This is a genomic window from Mitsuokella jalaludinii, assembly GCF_928722185.1.
Classification (GTDB): Bacteria; Bacillota; Negativicutes; order Selenomonadales; family Selenomonadaceae; genus Mitsuokella; species Mitsuokella jalaludinii.
This window is the reverse complement of the sequence record NZ_CAKMXA010000001.1, coordinates 1,479,665-1,500,007: the sequence shown is the minus strand read 5'-3', so window position 1 is coordinate 1,500,007 and position 20,343 is coordinate 1,479,665. Positions and strand designations below refer to the sequence as shown.

General features: G+C 60.0%; 19 protein-coding genes. 15 read left to right on the top strand and 4 right to left on the bottom strand.

The annotated features are described in order from the left end of the window. Positions 1 to 12: 12 nt before the first annotated feature. From QDI87_RS07065 to araA, 3 genes are read left to right on the top strand one after another with little or no spacing between them, the layout of a single operon-like run. Complete coding sequence (locus tag QDI87_RS07065) at positions 13 to 1,626, top strand: xylulokinase (protein WP_278742694.1); 1,614 nt, start codon at positions 13 to 15, stop codon at positions 1,624 to 1,626. Positions 1,627 to 1,659: 33 nt separating this feature from the next. Then, positions 1,660 to 2,388, top strand: coding sequence for an L-ribulose-5-phosphate 4-epimerase (locus QDI87_RS07060; RefSeq protein ID WP_036378456.1), 729 nt, complete (start codon positions 1,660 to 1,662; stop codon positions 2,386 to 2,388). Between the two features lie 59 nt (positions 2,389 to 2,447). Beyond that, positions 2,448 to 3,875: an L-arabinose isomerase gene (gene araA, locus QDI87_RS07055; RefSeq protein WP_278742683.1), complete on the top strand. Its 1,428-nt coding sequence runs from the start codon at positions 2,448 to 2,450 to the stop codon at positions 3,873 to 3,875. A gap of 106 nt (positions 3,876 to 3,981) precedes the next feature. Here the strand turns inward: araA and QDI87_RS07050 are convergent, their stop codons facing one another. Further along, positions 3,982 to 5,004, bottom strand: coding sequence for a LacI family DNA-binding transcriptional regulator (locus tag QDI87_RS07050; RefSeq protein ID WP_278742680.1), 1,023 nt, complete (start codon positions 5,002 to 5,004; stop codon positions 3,982 to 3,984). Between the two features lie 208 nt (positions 5,005 to 5,212). Here QDI87_RS07050 and QDI87_RS07045 point away from each other — a divergent pair, with 208 nt between their 5' ends. From QDI87_RS07045 to QDI87_RS07005, 9 genes are all read left to right on the top strand, one after another. Continuing rightward, positions 5,213 to 6,037, top strand: a complete 825-nt coding sequence (locus QDI87_RS07045; RefSeq protein WP_055160412.1) for a Cof-type HAD-IIB family hydrolase — start codon at positions 5,213 to 5,215, stop codon at positions 6,035 to 6,037. A 179-nt stretch (positions 6,038 to 6,216) separates the two neighbouring features. Continuing rightward, on the top strand, positions 6,217 to 6,681 hold the full coding sequence (tnpA, locus tag QDI87_RS07040) for an IS200/IS605 family transposase (protein WP_055161056.1): 465 nt from the start codon (positions 6,217 to 6,219) through the stop codon (positions 6,679 to 6,681). A 263-nt stretch (positions 6,682 to 6,944) separates the two neighbouring features. Further along, on the top strand, positions 6,945 to 7,700 hold the full coding sequence (gene sufC, locus QDI87_RS07035; RefSeq protein ID WP_270528695.1) for a Fe-S cluster assembly ATPase SufC: 756 nt from the start codon (positions 6,945 to 6,947) through the stop codon (positions 7,698 to 7,700). 8 nt (positions 7,701 to 7,708) lie between these two features. Beyond that, positions 7,709 to 9,136: a Fe-S cluster assembly protein SufB gene (gene sufB, locus QDI87_RS07030; RefSeq protein ID WP_270528696.1), complete on the top strand. Its 1,428-nt coding sequence runs from the start codon at positions 7,709 to 7,711 to the stop codon at positions 9,134 to 9,136. Position 9,137: 1 nt separating this feature from the next. Next, positions 9,138 to 9,974 (top strand): SufD family Fe-S cluster assembly protein, encoded by an 837-nt coding sequence (locus QDI87_RS07025; RefSeq protein ID WP_278742672.1) that lies wholly within the window; start codon positions 9,138 to 9,140, stop codon positions 9,972 to 9,974. Further along, positions 9,967 to 11,202 (top strand): cysteine desulfurase, encoded by a 1,236-nt coding sequence (locus QDI87_RS07020; protein ID WP_278742669.1) that lies wholly within the window; start codon positions 9,967 to 9,969, stop codon positions 11,200 to 11,202. The genes QDI87_RS07025 and QDI87_RS07020 overlap by 8 nt, the downstream gene beginning before the upstream one ends. Further along, a complete protein-coding gene (gene sufU / locus QDI87_RS07015) occupies positions 11,192 to 11,629 on the top strand; it encodes a Fe-S cluster assembly sulfur transfer protein SufU (RefSeq protein ID WP_036378448.1) in 438 nt (145 codons plus the stop codon). The genes QDI87_RS07020 and sufU overlap by 11 nt, the downstream gene beginning before the upstream one ends. Before the next feature lie 115 nt (positions 11,630 to 11,744). Beyond that, positions 11,745 to 12,248 (top strand): flavin reductase family protein, encoded by a 504-nt coding sequence (locus QDI87_RS07010; protein WP_055160398.1) that lies wholly within the window; start codon positions 11,745 to 11,747, stop codon positions 12,246 to 12,248. Positions 12,249 to 12,252: 4 nt separating this feature from the next. Further along, on the top strand, positions 12,253 to 12,996 hold the full coding sequence (locus tag QDI87_RS07005; protein WP_244881846.1) for a Crp/Fnr family transcriptional regulator: 744 nt from the start codon (positions 12,253 to 12,255) through the stop codon (positions 12,994 to 12,996). Between the two features lie 538 nt (positions 12,997 to 13,534). Here QDI87_RS07005 and QDI87_RS07000 read toward each other — a convergent pair. The 3 genes from QDI87_RS07000 to QDI87_RS06990 are packed head-to-tail and all read right to left on the bottom strand — an operon-like array spanning position 13,535 to position 16,260. Further along, complete coding sequence (locus QDI87_RS07000) at positions 13,535 to 14,329, bottom strand: ABC transporter ATP-binding protein (RefSeq protein WP_036378446.1); 795 nt, start codon at positions 14,327 to 14,329, stop codon at positions 13,535 to 13,537. Further along, positions 14,329 to 15,213 carry an ABC transporter permease gene (locus QDI87_RS06995; RefSeq protein ID WP_055160392.1) on the bottom strand — a complete coding sequence of 295 codons (885 nt, stop codon included), beginning with the start codon at positions 15,211 to 15,213 and terminating at the stop codon, positions 14,329 to 14,331. Before QDI87_RS06995 ends, QDI87_RS07000 begins: the two co-directional genes overlap by 1 nt. Before the next feature lie 33 nt (positions 15,214 to 15,246). After that, entirely contained in the window at positions 15,247 to 16,260 is a 1,014-nt protein-coding gene (locus tag QDI87_RS06990) for an ABC transporter substrate-binding protein (protein ID WP_055160389.1), read from the bottom strand. 260 nt (positions 16,261 to 16,520) lie between these two features. Here QDI87_RS06990 and mqnE point away from each other — a divergent pair, with 260 nt between their 5' ends. The 3 genes from mqnE to mqnC are packed head-to-tail and all read left to right on the top strand — an operon-like array spanning position 16,521 to position 19,752. After that, complete coding sequence (mqnE, locus tag QDI87_RS06985) at positions 16,521 to 17,618, top strand: aminofutalosine synthase MqnE (protein ID WP_278742638.1); 1,098 nt, start codon at positions 16,521 to 16,523, stop codon at positions 17,616 to 17,618. An 11-nt stretch (positions 17,619 to 17,629) separates the two neighbouring features. Continuing rightward, entirely contained in the window at positions 17,630 to 18,730 is a 1,101-nt protein-coding gene (locus QDI87_RS06980; protein WP_278742636.1) for a radical SAM protein, read from the top strand. After that, on the top strand, positions 18,727 to 19,752 hold the full coding sequence (gene mqnC / locus QDI87_RS06975) for a cyclic dehypoxanthinyl futalosine synthase (protein ID WP_036378441.1): 1,026 nt from the start codon (positions 18,727 to 18,729) through the stop codon (positions 19,750 to 19,752). Before QDI87_RS06980 ends, mqnC begins: the two co-directional genes overlap by 4 nt. Positions 19,753 to 20,343: the final 591 nt, after the last annotated feature.

The following is a 20,343-nucleotide window of genomic DNA, read 5'->3' as shown; positions in this document are numbered from 1 at the left end:
GGAAGGTTTACCATGGATTTAAAGAAAAATGCCGAAGCAATTGAGGCGGGCCGCACAGCCCTGGGCCTCGAGCTCGGTTCGACGAACATAAAGATGGTTCTGGTCAATGAAGCGTGCGAGACGCTGGCTTCGACGAGCTACGGCTGGGAGAATCAGCTGGAGAACGGCATCTGGACGTACGACCTTGCAAAGGTCTGGCTCGGCATCGAGGACGCGTTTCACAGCCTGACGGCTGATGTGCAGAGCCGCTACCACGTGGAGATCAAGACAATCGGCTCGATTGGCGTCAGTGCCATGATGCACGGCTACCTGCCGTTCGACAAGACGGGCAAACAGCTCGCTCCGTTCCGGACCTGGCGCAATAACATCACGGGTGAGTCCGCTGCCAAGCTCACGGAGCTCTTCGGCTTTAACATCCCGCAGCGCTGGAGCATCGCGCATCTCTATCAGGCCATCCTCAATGGGGAAGAGCATGTCAAGGATATCGCGTTCCTGACGACGCTGGCCGGCTATGTGCACTGGCAGCTCAGCGGTGAGAAGGTGCTCGGCATCGGCGATGCCTCGGGCATGTTCCCGATTGACGAACAGACGGGCACGTACGACGCTGCGATGATGGAAGCGTTTGGCGGCCTCGACGAGGTCAAGCGCTATCCGTGGAAGCTCGCCGACATCCTGCCGAAGCCGCTGCGCGCCGGCAAGTCTGCCGGCCAGCTGACGAAGGAAGGCGCATGGCTGCTCGACCCGACGGGCAAGCTGCAGCCGGGCGCGCTGATGGCACCGCCTGAGGGCGATGCCGGCACTGGCATGGTCGCGACAAACGCCGTGCGCAAGCGCACGGGCAACATCTCGGTCGGCACGTCGGCCTTCTCGATGAATGTCCTCGATGCGCCGCTCAAGGCTGTGCACCGCGACATCGACATCGTGACGACGCCGGACGGCGCTCCCGTCGCGATGGTCCACACCAATAACTGCTCGAGCGATCTCAACGCCTGGGTCCAGCTCTTCGGCGAGTTCGCCGAGCTCATCGGCCATGGCCAGACGCCAGCGAAGCTCTACCGGACGCTGTTTGAAGTCTCGCAACGCGCAGACCGCGATGCCGGCGGCCTCCTCAACTACAGCTGCCTGTCCGGCGAGAACATCACGGATGTGGAGACGGGGCGCCCGCTCTTCGTGCGCGCGCCGCACAGTCACATGAATCTCGCGAACTTCATGCTCGCCCAGCTCTACGGCTGCTTCGCCCCGCTCAAGATCGGCATGGACATCCTCGTCAAGGAGGAGGGCGTGCAGACGGACGTCATGATTGCACAGGGCGGCCTGTTCAAGACGCCGGTCATCGGTCAGCAGGTCCTTGCGGACTGCCTTGGCCTGCCGATCACCGTCATGGAGACGGCAGGAGAGGGCGGCCCCTGGGGCATGGCCGTGCTCGCCGTCTTTGCCAAGTGGCACGGCGAGAAGGCGCTGGCGGATTTCCTCGACGACGAGGTCTTCCACACCCCCGAGAGCTCGACACTCTTGCCGACGGAAGAAGGCCGCCTCGGCTGCCAGAAGTTCATCGCAGCTTACCGCGCAGGTCTCACCGTCGAGCGCGAGGCGGGCAAGGCCGTCGCCGACCCGGCAGATGCGTGACCTATCGTGATATCGTGAAAGGATAATCCAGATATGTTAGAAGAACTCAAGCAGGAAGTCTATGAAGCCAACATGATGCTGCCGAAGCTCGGCATCGTCACGTTCACCTGGGGCAATGTCTCGGGCATCGACCGCGAGAAGAACCTCTTTGTCATCAAGCCTTCGGGTGTGCCGTACGAGGAACTCAAACCATCGGACATGGTCGTTGTCGACCTCGAGGGTCATGTCGTCGAGGGCGAGATGAACCCGTCGAGCGACACGATGACACACCTCGTGCTCTACAAGGCATTCCCGAACATCAAGGCCGTCGTCCACACGCATTCCAAGTGGGCCGTCTCGTTCGCTGAGGCTGGTGTGCCGATCGAAGCACTCGGCACGACGCATGCCGACACGTTCTACGGCGATGTCCCCGTGACAGATGCACTGACGAAGCAGGAGATCGAGGAAGCCTATGAGGAGAACACGGGCAAGGTCATCGTCCGCACGTTCGAGGAGTACGGCATCGACCCGGATGCTGTGCCGGCCGTCCTCGTCAAGCAGCACGGCCCGTTCACCTGGGGGCCAAGCCCCAAGAAGGCCGTTGAGAACGCTAAGATTCTCGAGGTTGTCGCCGAGATGAACTACCACGCACTGCAGCTCACGCGCGCTGATATCCGCGTGCCGCAGTTCCTGCTCGACAAGCATTACTACCGCAAGCACGGCGCGAACGCCTATTACGGCCAGAATAACGCCAAATCCAAGAGCGGTGCCACGCACAAGTAAGCAATCCCTCCTGCAGTACGCTGCAGGAGGTAACATACAAGTAGAAGGGAAGTAACATCATGTTGAAACTCACGCACGATTATAAATTCTGGTTTGTCGCAGGTTCTCAGTTCCTCTATGGCGAGGAGCAGCTCAAGAACGTCGCCCGCGATGCGGAAGATATCGTCAAGAAGCTCAATGCGAGCGGCAAGCTGCCGTACCCCATTGAGTTCAAGGGCGTCATGACGACGGCTGACGGCATCACGCAGTTCATGAAGGACGTCAACTACAACGACGATGTCGCAGGCGTCATCACCTGGATGCACACGTTCTCCCCGGCGAAGAACTGGATCCGCGGCACGAAGCTCCTGCAGAAGCCTCTGCTGCACCTCGCCACGCAGTACCTCAACAAGATCCCGTACGACACGATCGACTTCGATTACATGAACCTCAACCAGAGTGCGCATGGCGACCGTGAGTACGGCTACCTCAACGCCCGCCTCGGCCTCAACAACAAGATTGTCTACGGCTGGTGGGGCGATGAAGAAGTCCAGGATGAGGTCGCTTCGTGGGAAGACGTCGCCGTCGCCTACAACGAGAGCTTCCGCATCAAGGTCTGCCGCTTCGGCGATACGATGCGCAATGTAGCTGTCACGGAGGGCGATAAGGTCCAGGCGCAGATCCAGCTCGGCTGGACGGTCGACTACTGGCCGGTCGGCGATCTCGTCGAAGTCGTCGATGGTGTCAGCGAAGCCGACATCGACGCAGAGTACAAGAAACTGCAGGAACAGTACACGTTCAATCCGCAGGAGAACAGCCCGGAGAAGTTTGAGAGCTCGGTCCGCTATCAGCTGCGCGAGTACCTCGGCATCAAGAAGTTCCTCGATGACAAGGGCTACACGGCCTTCACGACGAACTTCGAGGACCTCAAGGGCCTCAAGCAGTTGCCGGGCCTCGCTGCTCAGCTCCTGATGCGCGATGGCTACGGATTCGGCGCAGAGGGCGACTGGAAGACGGCAGCCCTGACGCGCCTCCTCAAGATCATGGCCCACAATGACCGCACGGTCTTCATGGAAGACTACACGCTCGACCTGCGCAAGGGCCATGAGGCCATCCTTGGCGCACACATGCTCGAGGTCGACCCGACGATTGCCAGCGACAAACCGCGCGTCGAAGTCCATCCGCTCGACATCGGCGGCAAGGACGATCCGGCCCGCCTCGTCTTCACGGGCGCTGACGGCGACGGCATCGACTGCACGGTCGCGGACTTCCGCGATGGCTTCCGCCTCATCAGCTATCCGGTCGACTGCCGCAAGGCTGAGGCCGAGACGCCGCATCTGCCGGTTGCAAAGCAGCTCTGGACGCCGAAAGTCGGCCTCAAGAAGGGTGCGACGGAGTGGATCCATGCTGGCGGCGGCCACCACACGGTCCTCTCGTTCCGCATCACGGAAGAGCAGATCCATGACCTTGGCACGATGCTGGGCATGAACCTCGTCGAGATCTGCTGACACTCTGATTCCCCTTGTATCCATACACCTATATATAAAAGGCGCATCCCATTCCTTCTGGAACGGGATGCGCCTTTTGTTGTACGATTAACGATTATCTGTTCGGTCAGCCTTCGGCATTCTGCAGGATGCGGATCTCGTTGCGCATGATGTACTTGTCGCGCTCCGGCTCGATGCCGTTGACGAGGTAGTCGAAGACGATCAGCATGGCTCGCTGGCCCTGCTGATGCGGGTGCTGGTAGATGGCGGCCTGGATGACGCCCTTCTTCATCATCTCGATTGTCGTCGGGATGGTGTCGAAGACGATCATCGTGATGTCCTCGCGCCTCGAGGCGAGGACGGCGCGGGCGGCGCCGTAGGCACCGGCCGAGATGACAAAGAATGAGTTGAGTTCGGGATGGTCGAGCAGGAGCTGGCGCACCTTCTCGTAGGCGATCATGTCGTCGTCCTCGGTCTCCTCAACGCCGCAGAAGTGGAAATCGGGATGGCCCTGCATGGTTTCGAGAAAGCCGTCGAGGCGCTGGCGGTGGCCGAGCATCTGCAGCGAGCCGAGCAGGACGCCCGTATGGAGTGCCTGCGGGTGGATCATGCGCAGCAGGGCCGCGGCTGTCCGGCCTCCGTTGGGGTAGTCTGGTCCGACGTAGCAGTGGCGCTTGGACGTCTCGACGTCGTTGTTGAGCGTGACGACGAAGATATTGGCATCCACGCACTCGTCGATCTTCTCGACGATGCGCGGATGGTTGAGCGGGTCGATGATCAGCGCGTTGATTCCCTGTTCGCGGAGTTCATCGATCATGGCACACTGTTTGTCGATATCGAAGCCGCGCATGCTGCGCCAGATGACCTTGAGGCCGTAGGAGCCGTACTTGTCTGCGAGCCGGTGCATGGAGTGCAGGACGTCATCGAAGAAGTGGACGCCTTCAGAGAGCAGCAGGACGCCGACGACGGGGTGCTTCTTGCGAGCGGCGAGCGCCTTGCCCGCCGGGTTGGGATGGTAGTTGAGTTTGGCGGCCATTTCGAGGACGAGCCGCTCCTTTTCCGGCTTGACCTTGCCGCGGCCGTTGAGCACGCGGTCGACCGTGCCGCGCGAGACGCCGCAGAGTTCGGCAATCTGTTTGATGGTTACCATAGATATCGACTTCCTTGCTGTGATTTTGCTGTGATTGCGATAGTGATTTAAGATGATAATTCGATATGCGATGAACTTTTTCCTGCCAGTTTCCTGTCAGAGGCTTCTGTGGATTGATGCGCGGGGCGATTTCTGCTATACTATTCGCGATTGCAGAAATGGCAGAGTACAGTGACACGGTGACACAGTGAAAGGATGGACACGCGCGATGTACAAGATGATTGCCCTCGACCTCGATGGCACGCTGAATAACGACGAGAAGAAGATCACGGAGAAGACGAGAGAGGCACTACTCGCCGTCCAGCAGCACGGCGTGATGGTCGTGCTGGCCTCGGGCCGCCAGGCGCCGGGCCTCTCGCGCGAGGCAGACGCTCTCGACCTCAAGGACTACCACGGACTGCTGCTCTCGTACAACGGCGGACGCATCCAGGATGCGACGACGGGGGAGATCCTCTTCGACCAGGCCATCGAGCGCGCGACGGCGCTGCGCTTCCTGCGCCACCTCGAAGCCTATCCAGAGCTCTCGCCAATCGTCGACGACGGGGAATCGATCTTCACGACGGATGCAAACCGCCACAAGGTGCAGGATGAGAGCCGCAACAACAACCTCAAGATCGAGATCGTCGAGAACATCGCCGATGCCGTCGAGGCGCGCGGCTTCTCGCCCGTCAAGATCCTGACAGCGGCGCCGAACGAGATCCTCGTGCCGCGCCTCGCTGATATTCGCCGCGGCTTTGAGGATGAATTATCCTTCGTCCAGTCGGCACCGTGGTTCTACGAGGCGACGGTCAAGGGCGTCAGCAAGTCGAGTTCGCTCGCGCGCGTCTGTGAGCGCCTCGGCATTGAGCGCAGCGAGGTCATGGCCTTCGGCGACGCGCAGAACGACATGAGCATGCTCGATTTCGCGGGCCGCGGCGTCGCGATGGGCAATGCCTGCCCCGAGCTCAAGGAGATGGCCGATGAGATCACGCTGTCGAACAACGAGGATGGCATCGCGGCCTCGCTCACGCGCCACTTTGACTTCCTGAACTGATGATTGTCAGAGGAGCTTCCCGATGGGAAGCTCCTTTTTGTATATAGAAAACCCCTGGTTAGACCAGGGGCTCGATAAAGCTTTAGCGATGAGTCTTTAAAGGATTTAATAAACCTCCCTTGAAGTATGAAGTTGCGGTCCGTCAACTGCAACCAATACGACAAAGGAGGTATATCGTAATGAAAGATCACGATGTACATAGTTTATCACATACAAAATGGGAGTGTAAATATCATATTGTATTTGCCCCTAAATACAGAAGAAAGGTCTTTTATGGTCAGAAGCGGTACGAGATTGGTCAAATCTTAAGGGAACTGTGTCGGTGGAAACAGGTGAACTTGTTAGAAGCCGAGGCCTGTCCTGACCACATCCATATTTTAGTTGAGGTACCGCCAAAGATTAGCGTGTCTAATTTTATGGGCTTTTTGAAGGGGAAGAGCAGTTTGATGATTTACGAGAAATGGGGGAATATGAAGTACAAATATAGAAATCGAAGCTTTTGGTGTCGAGGGTACTATGTAAGTACGGTAGGCAAGAACGAAAAGAAAATAACGGAATACATTCAGAACCAGCTGAAGGAAGATTACATGTCGGAACAGTTGGTACTGGATATGACAGACCCGTTTACGGGTAGCCGGAAATAGTAAGCGTATGACGGACCGACAAGCGCTTTTAAGCGCAGCTGGTAAGCAGAGGCCTTATAAGGCCGTAAATATAAAACCCCCGGCTATGCCGGGGGATATTTATTATGGGAAAATCACATAGATATAGATGAAGTTTATAGAAGATGGCTATTGCTATTGACTTTTTGGCGCACAGGCCATAAAATGAAATCATCAATCCCGAGTATTTTTGTAAGGATTACGATCCGAGCATATATCTTAAGTCTTAAAGGAGAGTTTTACATATGGCTGAGAATCTTTTGGAAATCAAGGATCTCCATGCTGGTGTCGAAGGCAAGGAAATCCTCAAGGGCCTGAGTCTGTCGGTAGGCAAGGGGGAGGTGCACGTCATCCTCGGACCGAACGGCTCCGGCAAATCGACGCTGATGAACATCATCATGGGCCATCCGAAGTACGAGGTCACGTCCGGCACGATGTCCTTCGAGGGCGAGGACATCACAGGCCTCAAGACGTTCGAGCGCGCGCGCAAGGGACTGTTCCTCTCGTTCCAGACGCCGGAGGAGATCCCGGGCATCACGGTCGAGAACATGATCCGCACGTCGAAGCAGGCCATCTCTGGCGAGCGCGTCAAGATCGTCCCGTTCCGCCGCCAGCTCAAGGAGACGATGGAAGAGCTCAAGATGAAGCCGGAGTACGCGGAGCGCTACATGAATGTCGGCTTCTCGGGCGGCGAGAAGAAGCGCACGGAGATCCTGCAGCTCCTGATGCTCAACCCGAAGCTCGCACTGCTCGATGAGACGGATTCCGGCCTCGATGTCGATGCCGTGCAGATCGTTTCCGAAGGCGTCGCGAAGTTCCACAACGAGGACAACAGCTGCCTGATCATCACCCACAACACGCGCATCCTCGAGAAGCTCAAGGTCGACAAGGTCCACGTGCTCATCAACGGCGAGATTGTCGAAGAGGGTGGCCCGGAACTCATCGATGACATCAACCGCCGCGGCTTCACGCACATCCTTGACGCCCAGGCAGAAAAGTGAGGCGTGCGATGGCTGAAGAAAAATTTGTACCGAAAAAGAAGACGTACGTCGAGGACATCGAGCGTACGCTCTACGACATCAAGGATGAGGACCACTCCGTCTACAAGACGCAGAGCGGCCTGACGGAAGACATCATCCGCGATATCTCGAAGCGCAAGAACGACCCGCAGTGGATGCTCGACTTCCGCCTCAAGTCCCTCGCGGTCTACAATTCCCTGGCGCTGCCGACCTGGGGCCCGGACCTCTCGGAGCTCAACATGGACGACATCGTCACCTACGTCCAGCCGGATGCCAAGATGACGGGCAACTGGCAGGATGTGCCGACGGACATCAAGAACACGTTCGATCGCCTCGGCATCCCGGAGGCGGAGCAGAAGCAGAGTCTCGCCGGTGTCGGCGCGCAGTACGACTCGGAAGTCGTCTACCACAGCATCCAGGATGACCTCGTCAAGCAGGGCGTCATCTACACGGACATGGAGACGGCCATCCGCGAGCACGAGGATGTCGTCAAGGAGTACTTCATGACGCTCGTGCCGCCGAAGGACCACAAGTTCGCGGCGCTGCACGGTGCCGTCTGGTCTGGCGGCTCCTTCGTCTACGTGCCGGAAGGCGTCCATGTGGAGATCCCGCTGCAGTCGTACTTCCGCCTCAATGCGGCAGGTGCCGGCCAGTTCGAGCACACGCTGATCATCGTCGAGAAGAACGCGAGCCTGCACTTCATCGAGGGCTGCTCCGCACCGAAGTACAACGTCACGAACCTGCACGCTGGCTGCGTCGAGCTCTTCGTCAAGGAGGGCGCGCGCCTGCGTTACTCGACGATCGAGAACTGGTCGCGCAACATGATGAACCTCAACACGAAGCGCGCGCTCGTCGAGAAGGACGGCATCATCGAGTGGGTATCGGGCTCCTTTGGCTCGCATGTCTCGTGCCTCTACCCGTGCAGCATCCTGCACGGCGAGAATGCGCGCTGCGAGTTCACAGGCGTCACGTTCGCCTCGAAGGGCCAGAACCTCGACACGGGTGCCAGCGTCATCCACGCGGCCCCGCACACGTCGGCCAACATTAACACGCGCACGATCTCGAAGGCGGGCGGCATGGCGACGTACCGCAGCGCCGTCAAGGTCACGCGCCGCGCACCGTTTGCGAAGTGCTCGGTCAACTGCGAATCGCTGATGCTCGACAATGCGTCGCGCAGCGACACGCTGCCGGTCATGGACATCGAGGGCGATGAGGCAGATATCGGGCATGAGGCAAAGATTGGCCGCATCAGCGATGAGGCCATCTTCTACCTGACCTCCCGCGGCATCGATGAGGACGAGGCGCGTGCGATGATCGTGCGCGGCTTCGTCGAGCCGATTGCCAAGGAGCTGCCGCTCGAGTACGCCGTAGAGATGAATAACCTGGTCAACATTGAATTAGAAGGGACGATGGGCTGATATGGCAGAGCTTACGACATTCTCCCGGATACCCATGCGTACCTGGCGCTGGCTCGGCGTCAATGAGAGCAGGATTCCGGCTGATATCAATGAACATGTAAAGACGCAGAAGATCCTTGTCGAAGCGGGCAAGGAGGATGAAGTCGTGCTGACGCAGCGCGAGGGCGGCCAGTACGAGCTGCAGGTGCATATCGAGGAGGGCGCGAAGCTCCACCTCGTCAATGCCCAGCTCGTGCCGGACGATGCGCTCTACACCTGCCGCGTCAAGGTATTTGTCGGCAAGGGCGCGACCTTTGCCTACACGGTCGTCGAGGCTGGCGCGCGCCATACGGCGACGGAGCTCCACGTCGACCTCGTCGGTGATGACTCGAAGGCCGACATCTGGGGCCTCTACTTCGGCGATGGCGAGAGCGTCATCGACCTCAACTACGTCATCCGCCAGGGCGGCCGCCGCACGGATGCGAACATGCAGGTGCGCGGCGCCCTGCTCGGCAAGAGCGAGAAGATCTTCCGCGGCACGCTCGACTTCCTCGAGGGCTCGAAGGGCTCGGTCGGCCGCGAGGACGAAGAAGTCGTCCTGCTCTCCCCGAACGTCCGCAACCGCAGCGTGCCGATCATGCTCTCGCATGAGGACGATGTGGACGGCCACCATGCCGTTTCCGTCGGCAAGATGGATGAAGACAAGCTCTTCTACCTCATGAGCCGCGGCCTTGACCTCGCGGAGGCACAGCGCCTCGTCGTCGAGGCCTCGTTCAATCCGGTGCTCGACCGCATCCCGGATGCGGAGCTCAAGGCAGAGATCGATACGTATTTGCAGAGGAGACTTTCAAATGGCTGATGCACAGGAATTCTTGAAGGATTTCCCGCTTCTCAAGATGGAGATGAACGGGAAACAGATTGCTTATCTCGACAACGGCGCGACGACGCAGAAGCCGGAGCAGATCATCAAGGCTATCTGCGGCTACTACGGCGGCTGCAACGCCAATCCGCACCGTGGCGCCTACGCGCTCTCGGTCAAGGCGACGGAGATCTATGAAAATGCGCGTGCGCGCACGGCGAAGTTCATCAATGCGGCCCGCCCCGAGGAGATCATCTTCACCAAGAATGCGACGGAGGCGCTGAACCTCGTCGCCTACAGCTACGGCCTGCACAATGTCAAAGCCGGCGATGAGATTGTCATCTCGATCACGGAGCATCACAGCAACCTCGTGCCGTGGCAGTTCGTTGCCAAGACGACGGGCGCGACGCTCAAGTACATCTATCTGGAGAAAGACGGCAACCTATCGGATGAGGACATCGAGACGAAGATCACGGAGAAGACGAAGATCGTCGCCGTGACGCAGGTCTCAAATGTACTGGGCCTCAAGAACGACGTCAAGAAGATTGTCAAGAAGGCGCACAGCGTCGGCGCTGTCGCCATCGTCGACGGCTCGCAGAGCGTGGCACACATGAAGGTCGATGTCCGCGACCTCGACTGCGACTTCTTTGCGTTCTCCGGCCACAAGATGCTCTCGCCGATGGGCATCGGCGTGCTCTACGGCAAGTACGACATCCTCGACGCGATGCCACCGTTCCTGCGCGGCGGCGACATGATTGAGTACGTCGAGGAGCAGGATACGACGTACGCTGAGCTGCCGGCCAAATTCGAGGCGGGCACGCAGAACGTCGGCGGCGCAGCCGGCCTGACGGCGGCCATCGACTACCTCGAGACGATCACGTTCGACCGCATCGAGGCCATCGAGAAGGACCTCGTCGACTACGCGCTGCCGCAGCTGCGCGAGCTGCCGTACATCGAGCTCTACGGCTGCGATACGACGCGCGACAACAAGACGGGCATCATCGCCTTCAACGTCAAGGACGTCCATCCGCACGATGTGGCGAGCATCCTCGACAGCTACGGCGTCGCAGTCCGCGCCGGCCATCACTGCGCACAGCCGCTGCACCGCTACCTCGGTCAGAACGCGAGCTGCCGCGCCAGCTTCTATCTCTACAACACGCGCGAGGACATCGACCGCTGGATCGATGCACTCAAGAAGGTAAGGGGGGTCCTCGGCTATGGCGCTTGAAGACATCTACACAGAGCTCATCGGCGAGCACAGCCGCAATCCGGAGAACAAGCGTCACCTGCCGCATGCGACGTGCGCGCTCAAGGGCCACAATCCGAGCTGCGGCGATGAGATCACGCTGGAACTCCAGATCGAGGACGGCATCGTCAAGGACGCTTCCTTCACGGGCGTCGGCTGTGCCATCTCGCAGGCCTCGACGGACATCATGATTGACCTGATCCGCGGCCAGAAGGTCGAGAAGGCCAAGGAACTTGCTGAGAAGTTCATCGGCATGATCAAGCGCGAGATCACGGACGAGAGCGAGCTCGAGGAACTCGACGAGGCGCTGGCACTCCAGAACGTCTCGAACATGCCGGCCCGCGTCAAGTGCGCCGTGCTCGCATGGCACACACTCGACAATGCGCTCGAGGATGAGGAGAAGAAGTAAACTTTATCCACAGAAAACTGGGGATATCCATGGAAGGCCTGTGGATATCCCCTGTGTTTTGTGGATAACATGTGGATATATGATTTAGGTGTGTACAGCAGAAAGGAAGAGCATCATGGCAGTAAAAGAGATTTCCCCGTTTGATTTCAACGAGAGCCCGTTCCGCGTCATCGGCAAGGACTGGCTGCTCGTCACGGGCGAGTACGAGGGCAAGTCGAACGGGATGACGGCCTCGTGGGGCGGCCTTGGCATCATGTGGGGCAAGCCGGTGGCCTACATCTTCATCCGTCCGACGCGCTACACGAAGGAATTCGTCGACAAGGCAGACGGCCTGTCTCTGTCGGTATTCCCGGAGGAGTACCGCAAGATGATGAACTACTTCGGCACGGTCTCGGGCCGCGATGAGGACAAGATCAGGAAGGCCGGCCTGACGGTCCGCCACGATAACGGCCGCACGTACTTCGACGAGGCGCGCGTGACGATGCTCTGCCGCAAGCTCTACGCGCAGCCGCTCGCTTCGGAGTTCTTCATCGACAAGAGCTGCGACGAGAAGTGGTACAAGGACGACTACCACACGATGTACGTCGTCGAGATCGAGAAGCTCCTCGTCAAGGAATGAGCCGATGAGTACCGTCCGGAAAAAGGGAGGCCCGGCCTGCTGCAGCTGCCTGTCAAACCAGGAGGCGCCGGTGGCCTCCATCCTGCGCTGCAGCAACCTGACGACGGGCATGGATGACGCAGAGATTGCGGAACTTCTGGCCTCGAGCCAGGTCCGCCGCCACGTGTTTGCGCCAGGCGAGATCGTCTTCCACGACGGCGATCAGCCGCATTCCCTCTACATCCTCCTGCGCGGCGAGGTGCACATCCTCAAGGACACGTTCTCCGGCCGACGCATCTTCATCTCGGAGGTCAACGAGCCGGGCGACATGTTCGGCGAGGTCTACGAAGTGCTCAAGCGTCCCTACGACATCTACGTCGAGGCGGCGAAGGAGACGGAGCTCTTGGAGATCGGCAGCCGCTTCTTCACGCTGAGCAGTCAGGATGAATCGCCCTCGCGCAGCGCGCTGCTCGTCGAGCGCAACCTCATGCGCATCTTCGCGCGCAAGGCCTACTTCATGCACGGCCGCATCAAGGTGCTCGCGAGCGGCAGCCTGCGCGAGAAGATCGTGCGCTACCTGTTCCAGAACATGGACACAGACGGCCACGTCGAGCTCGCCGTCAGCCGCGAGTACCTCGCAGCCTACCTGGCCGTCACGCGCCCGTCGCTATCAAGAGAGCTCTCAGCGATGCAAAAGGATGGCCTGCTCAAAGTAGAGGGCAAGAATCTTCACATCCTCGACCTCGAGCGCTTCGAGGAATACCTCTGAGTCAACGGAATCCATCCGACAGAAAAGCCAGTTCCATGCATGTTTTTTACATGGAACTGGCTTCTTCTTTGTTTTTTACATCGAGCATCGATGCGTGGGGGCCGGAGGGGATGGGCGTGCAACGCTTCGCTGAGGCGTCCTGCTGAATCGATTTTTTTCCCTTAGGAATGAATCCTGCCTAAAGAGCTAAACGCGCTCCGCTTGGACGACGCTCTTTAGACAGGATTCTTGTCGGGAAAAAAATCAATTCTTGACGCAGGACGCCAACGCTCCGCTTTTGCCCGCCCATCCCCTCTGGGCCTGCAAGGCTCGTTTCGACTAGCCTGCAAGCGGGGGCATGTATTTCGCCTGCAGGCGCGGAGCGATTGCCCGCAGGGCTGTGGCCCAAGACATCCCTGCTTAGCACAGTGATGTCGGAACGCCGCGGCAGGCGGCGAAACAGCCTTGATGTGATTCGTGCCATGGGCCACATTCAGCGGCAGCGCCGAAGCCGAAATATATGCCCCCGCGCTACGCTGTTGGATGTGCGCCTCTTAACTCAGCTCAGCAGCAGGCTGTCGCTTGTCAGCTCGCTGCCGGCGGCTTTCTCGAACATGGCGAGCAGGTCCTTGACGGTCAGGTGTGCTTTTTCTTCGCCGCTGACGTCGAAGAGGATGTGTCCGTTGTACATCATGATCAGGCGGTTGCCGAGGCGCAGGGCGTCGCGCATGTTGTGGGTGATCATCAGGGTGGTCAGCTGCTGCTCGCGGACGATGCTCTCGGTCAATCCGAGGACTTTTTCGGCCGTCTTCGGGTCGAGGGCGGCTGTGTGCTCGTCGAGCAGCAGGAGCTTCGGCTTGGCCATCGTGGCCATCAAGAGGGTCAGCGCTTGGCGCTGGCCGCCGGAGAGCAGGCCGACTTTTGACTCGAGGCGGTCCTCAAGGCCGAGCTTGAGCCCTGCGAGGAGTTCGCGGAAGTGCTCGCGGTCCTTTGAGGACGAGCTCCAGCGCAAGGTCGGGCGGCGCCCGCGACGGGCGGCGATGGCGAGGTTTTCTTCGATCATCATGCCGGCCGCTGTGCCCATCATCGGGTCCTGGAAGACGCGGCCGATGAACTTGGCGCGCTTGTGCTCCGGCCACTTCGTGATGTCGGTGCCGGCAATCTCGATGGTGCCCTCGTCGACGGGATAGGTGCCCGCGATGGAGTTCATCAGCGTCGACTTGCCCGCGCCGTTGCCGCCGATGACGGTGACGAAGTCGCCTGCGTCAAGGTGGAGACTCACGTCGTGCAGGGCCAATTTCTCGGTGATCGTGCCGGGGTTGAATGTCTTAGAGATGTGCTTGATGTCGAGCATTATTTCTTCACCGCCTTCCGCAATGCGTTGAAGCGTGCCTGTATGAGTGGCAGCGAGAGCGCGATGGCGACGAGGATGGCCGTGAAGAGCTTGAGGTCATTCGGCGGCATGCCCATCTGCAGGACCGCGGCGATGACGGCGCGGTAGACGATGGAGCCGAGGATGACGGAAATCAGGCAGTTCTTGAAGCTCCTCGTGCCGAAGAGCACCTCGCCGATGATGACGGAGGCGAGACCGATGACAATCGTGCCGACGCCCATGCCGACATCGGCGAAGCCGTTGCTCTGCGCGACGAGGGCGCCGGACATGGCGACGAGGCCGTTCGAGAGCAGCAGGCCGAGCACGACCATGGCGTCGGTGTTGATGCCGTTGGCGCGGATCATGTGCGGGTTATTGCCCGTCGCGCGGACGGCGGCGCCGATCTCCGTGCCGAAGAACCAGTAGTTGAGCACGGCGACGATCAGGACGATGATGGCGCCGATGACGAGCGTCGTCATGCTCTTGTCGAGGCCGGTGAACTGCCAGATCGTGAAGATCGTGTCCTGTTGCAGGAGCGGCAGGTTTGCCTTGCCCATGATGCGCAGGTTGACCGAGTAGAGCGCGATCATCGTCAGGATGCCGGCGAGCAGCGCCGGGATCTTGAGCTTCGTGCAGAGGAAGCCTGTGACGACGCCGCCGAGCATGCCCGCGGCGCAGGCCGCGAGGATTGCCGCGATGGGGTGGTAGCCGGCCGTCAGCAGCGTGGCGGCCGTGGCTGCCCCTAGAGGGAAGCTGCCCTCGACGGTGAGGTCCGCGATGTCGAGCACGCGGAACGTCAGATAGACGCCGATGGCGAGCAGCGCCCAGAGCAGCCCCTGTGAAACAGTGGATATGACTAGATCCATGTTGTTCTCCTTACTTGCAGTGCCTCATCCGGCTCATTCGATGACGTCAGCATCCTTGAGGACATCCTCTGGGAAGGTGATGCCGAGCAGAGCAGCGTTGGCCTTGTTGACCGTGACTTTGAGGTCCTTGGCCATCTCGATCGGCATGGAAGCAGGCTTCTTGCCCTCGAGAATGTCGGCTGCCATGTGGCCCGTCTGGACGCCGAGCTTGTAGTAGTCGATGCCGTAGGTGGCGAGGCCGCCTGCCTTGACCATGTTCGGCTCACCGCAGATGACGGGGACCTTGGCGGCGTTCGTGATGTCGATGAGTGTCGGCATGGCCGAGGCGATGATGTTGTCGGTCGGCTCGTAGAAGGCGTCGACGGAGCCGATGAGGCTCTGCGCTGCCTGCTGGATGTCATTGACCGTGGAGATCGTCGCGACCTTGACCGTCAGGCCCTTTGATTCGGCGTACTCCTTCATGGCCTTGACCTGGACTTCCGAGTTGACTTCGCTCGAGCAGTAGACCGTGCCGATCGTCTTGGCGTCCGGCTTGATCTTCAGCAGCAGGTCAATCTGTTCCTTGACCGGGTTCATGTCGCTCGTGCCGGTGACGTTGCCCTTCGGTTCCTTGTTGGAGGCGACGAGTTTCGCGCCCTCATAATCGGTGATGGCCGTGCCGACGATCGGGATGTCATGCGTGGCGTTGGCCATCGTCTGCGCTGCTGGCGTCGCGATGGCGCAGATCAGGTCCATCTTCGCGCTGACGAAGCGCTGGGCGATGTTCTGGAGGTTCGACTGATCGGCCTGTGCGTTCTGGCGGTCGATCGTGATGTTCTTGCCCTCTTCGAAGCCGCGTTCCTTGAGGCCATCGACAAAGCCCTTGTTGGCGGCGTCGAGCGCATTGTGCTCGACGAGCTGGACAATGCCGATCTTGTAGGTCTTGCCGCTGCCCGAGGAAGACGACTGGTCGCTGGAGCCGCAGCCGGCCATGAGGCCGAGACTCAGCACCGCAGCAGCGCCGAGCGCCAGGAGTTTACAGCGTTTGGATACATTGGATAGTCTCATGAGGAATCCCACCTTTTCTCTGTGAATCTGTACACGCGCGTGCACGATGAATAGACTCTTATATTATACAATGTTACAGATAAAAAATCCATCGTTGTTTGTGCAAGATGGACATATTCATGACATTTATGGTTCGTACCCTCTGGCATGACTTTTGACCTAGGAATCTGAAATGTTCGATGATATAATAGAAGGAGTTTGCACGCGATACGAGCAGAAACGTGCTGCGGGGAGCGGCACAGAATACGGAGGTTTTTGTTTTGCTGGCTACAAGAGAATATCAAGATATCGAGTCGAAGGTGATGCGCGGAGAGCGCCTGACGCGGGAGGACGGCATAAGGCTCTTCCAGTGCCATGACCTCGCCTGGCTCGGCGCCCTGGCCGATCACGTGCGCCGCGAGAAGTGCGGGGACATTGTCTACTATAACGTCAACTGCCATGTCAACTTGACGAATATCTGCACCTCTCACTGCAAGTTCTGCGCTTTTGGCCGCGATGCGGACGAGAAGGGCGCCTATGCGATGACGAAGGCACAGGCCATCGCGGTCGTCGAGGACGCCATGCGCGACCCGAACCTTGCGGGGCTCCACGTCGTCTCGGGACTCCATCCGACCTGGTCGTTCGAGGATTACCTCGGCATCGTGGAGGCGCTGCACGAGCGCTTCCCGAAGCTCTACATGAAGGGCTTCACTGGTGTGGAGATCACGCATTTTGCCGAGATTTCTGGCCTGCCCGTCGAAGAGGTGCTGCGCCAGCTGCGCGACCGCGGCGGCCTGCAGGCCATTGCCGGCGGCGGTGCGGAGATCCTCTCCGACCGCGTGCGCGGCGAGCTCTGCCCCAACAAGGCCACGGCCGACGAATGGCTCACGGTGGCGCGCACGGCGCACAAGCTCGGCATCAAGTCGAATGCGTCGATGCTCTATGGCCACATCGAGACGATGGAGGAGCGCGTCGACCACCTGCTGCGCCTGCGCGAACTGCAGGATGAGACGGGCGGCTTCCAGACGTTCATCTGCTTCCCGTTCCTGCCGAAGCACACGGAGCTCGGCAAAGAGGTCAAGCAGACGAGCATGTGGGATGACCTGCGCACGATGGCCATCTCGCGCCTGATGCTCGACAACTTCAAGAACATCAAGGCGTACTGGGTCATGCTGACGGTGCCAGTCGCGCAGGTCGCACTCGGATTTGGTGCCAATGACATCGACGGCACGGTCCACAAGGAGACAATCCTGCACGATGCGGGCGCGAAGAGCCCGACTGCCCTGAGCGAAGACAGCATCATCCGCATCATCAAGGAGGCGGGGCGCACCCCGGCCGCCTGTGACTGCAATTTCAACATCCTGCGCATCATCGAATGAAAGGAGACGTCATGAAGAACATCGAAGCGGCGCGCGCGAAAGCGGCGGCAGGCGAGCGCCTGACACTCGAGGACGCGCTGGCGCTCTACGAGGACAATGACCTGCTGTTCCTGGCAGACTGCGCGCGCAGAGCCAAGGAAAAAAAGAGCGGCCGATCGGTCTACTACACCGTCAACCGCCACATCAACCTGACGAATATCTGCAGCTCGAACTGCCCGCTCTGCGCCTTCCAGGTGGAGGCGGGCGATGCACGCGGCTTTGTGATGGAGCCCGGTGACATCGAGCGCGTCCTCGAACAGGCAAAAAAGACGCCGAACTTGTCGGAGATCCACATCGTCTCGGCTTTACATCCCGATAAGCCGTTCTCGTATTATCGCGCCGTCGTGCGCCAGGTCAAGGCGGCTCTGCCGCATGTCGATGTCAAAGCCTTTACGCCGGTCGAGATCGTGAACTTTGCCAAGATGACGGGCAAGAGCATCCGCGAGGTCCTGAGCCTGCTCAAGGAGGATGGTCTCGACAGCCTGCCGGGCGGCGGTGCCGAGATCCTTTCGGACCGCGTGCGGGCGATCATCTGCCCGAAGAAGGCGACGACGGATGAGTGGATCGAGACGATGAAGGCGGCGCACAGCCTCGGCATCCGCACGAATGCCTCCATCATGTACGGCCATGTCGAGACGATCGAGGAGCGCCTGCAGCATCTCATCACGATCCGCGAGATCCAGGATGAGACGGGCGGCTTCCAGGCCTTCATGCTCTTCCCGTTCCATCCGGCTCACACGAAGCTCGGCGAGGAGTATCAGCTGCAGCGCGTCGGCTCTTGGGAGGACATGAAGATGATGGCGCTCTCGCGCCTGATCCTCGACAACATCGACCACGTCAAGGCCTTCTGGATCATGCTGACGCTGCCCGTCGCGCAGCTCGCGCTCGGCTTCGGCGCCGACGACCTCGACGGCACGATCGGCGAGGAGAAGATCATCCATGCTGCGGGCGCGCGGACGAAGACGGGCATCACGCGCACGCAGCTCGAGAAGATCATCCGCGAGGCGGGCTACGAGCCCGTCGAGCGCGATACATTCTATCAGCCAATCGGCGGCAGTGAGGTGAGAGCATGAGACTGACAGAACGAGAAGGAGAAGATCTGCTGCGCGAGGGCGACCTCATCGCCCTCGGGCGCGAGGCAGACAAGATCCGCAAGGAGCGCTTCGGCAACACGACGACCTTCATCATTGACCGCAACATCAACTACACGAATGTCTGCGTCAACGAGTGCCGCTTCTGCGCCTTTTTCCGGCGGCAGGGCAGCAAGGACGCCTACCTGCTCTCCCATGAAGAGATTCTCGAGAAGGTCCGGGAGACGGTCGAGGCTGGCGGCACGCAGGTCATGATCCAGGGCGGGCTCTACCCGGAGCTCGGCCTCGCGTATTACGAGAAGATGCTGCGCCTGATCAAGGAGGCGTATCCTTCTATCACCATCCATTCGTTCACGGCGACAGAGATCCAGCACTTCGCGCGCGAGGCGGGGCTCTCCATCCTCGAGACGCTCAAGCGGCTGCAGGCGGCTGGTCTCGACAGCCTGCCGGGCGGCGGCGCGGAGATCCTCGTTGACGAGGTGCGCCGCAAGGTCAGCCCCAAGAAGATCATGACGGACGACTGGCTGCATGTCATGGAATGCGCGCATTCCATCGGCATGGAGAGCACGGCGACGATGGTCATCGGCTTCGGCGAGACGATGGCGCAGCGCATCGAGCACATGGAGAAGGTGCGCCGCCTGCAGGACAAGACGGGCGGCTTCCGCGCCTTCATCACCTGGACGTTCCAGCCGGGGCACACAGAGCTCGGCGGCGAGAAGACCTCGAGCTGGGACTACATGCGCACGCTGGCGCTCTCGCGCCTCTACATGGACAACATCGCGCACATCCAGGGCTCGTGGGTCACGCAGGGCGAGCGCATCGGCCAGCTGACGCTCGGCTTCGGCGCCGACGACGCCGGCAGCATCATGCTCGAAGAGAATGTCGTGCGGGCAGCGGGCACGCGCTACGATATGTCGACCAAGAAGATGGTCCGCCTCATCGAAGGCGCGGGCAGAGAGGCTGCGCAGCGCGATACGGAGTACCGTATCATCAGGCGCTTCTGAGCGGATAACGCGCGTTAGGGGTGGCAAAACTCGATTTGTTTGTGGCGCGGGGCGGGGCATGCATTCCGGCTTCGTCGCGCCGCTGAATGAGCCCTATGGTGCGCCTTGCTGTTGAGGTGAGTCCGCCGCCTACCGCGGCGTTCTGACATCGGCTTTCTAGGCTAGTGCGCCATAGGCCTCAGCCCTTTGGGCTATCGCTCTGCTCCTGCAGGCGGAATGCATGCCCCGCCCTCAGTAACGGCCTGCTATCCGGCTTCGTCGCGCCGCTGAATGAGCCTTATGGTGCGCCTTGCTGTTGAGGCGAGTTTCGCCGCCTACCGCGGCGTTCTGACATCGGCTTTCTAGGCCAGTGCGCGATAGGGCTCAGCCCTTTGGGCTATCGCTCTGCTCCTGCAGGCGGAATGCATGCCCCGCCCTCAGTAACGGCCTGCTATCCGGCTTCGTCGCGCCGCTGAATGAGCCCTATGGTGCGCCTTGCTGTTGAGGCGAGTTTCGCCGCCTACTGTGGCGTTCTGACATTGGATTTCTAGGCCAGTGCGCGATAGGGCTCAGCCCTTCGGGCTATCGCTCTGCTCCTGCAGGCGGAATGCA